Source organism: Bacillus sp. S2(2019) (assembly GCF_005144805.1).
In the GTDB taxonomy this organism is placed as follows: Bacteria; Bacillota; Bacilli; order Bacillales; family Bacillaceae; genus Bacillus; species Bacillus altitudinis.
Map to the genome: position 1 here is coordinate 1 of NZ_SWFL01000020.1, position 528 is coordinate 528.

The 528-nt window shown below is 57.6% G+C and carries 1 protein-coding gene; it reads left to right on the forward strand.

The window, feature by feature from the left end:
- Positions 1 to 373 (forward strand): hypothetical protein (locus tag FBF75_RS19585; protein WP_205826480.1); only part of this gene is annotated, 373 nt, incomplete at its 5' end.
- Positions 374 to 528 lie beyond the last annotated feature (155 nt).

Here is a 528-nt window from a genome sequence, read left to right on the forward strand (position 1 = left end):
CCTGGCGCTTATGGGCAACAGGAGGGCAAAAATGAGCCAATACCGCGAGCTGGTCAACCGCCAGCTTAATGTGCGCCACGCCGGCATGGAGATGGGTCTAGCCAAAGCGCGCGAGCAAGAGGCCTTTGTGTTGCAGCTCGACCGCCTGCTCTCGCAAACGAGCTGGCCGCACGAGATGGGCATGAGCCGTGATTTTGATGTGGTGTTTAACGTGGAGATCGGACTGATTGCTTTTGAGCATCAATTTGCCGCCGTGAGCCAATTTTTAAGCGGTTATTTTGATGTGGCCACCGAGGGCGCTGCGCTGCATGTGTCACCGCGCCACCGCCCCGAAATCAGCGCGGAAATCCGCTTTGGAGATGTGCCCCAATGAATGAGCTCGTGATTGATTTTAAATTTGCGTTTCAGGCAGCGTGGGCGATTTTAACGGCTGCGCTGTGGATTTACATTAAGTATATCGCCGACCGGCTCGCCGCCGCCGACAGCCGCGCCGCCGCGCTGCAAACCAAGCTGCACGCGGTGGAGGTG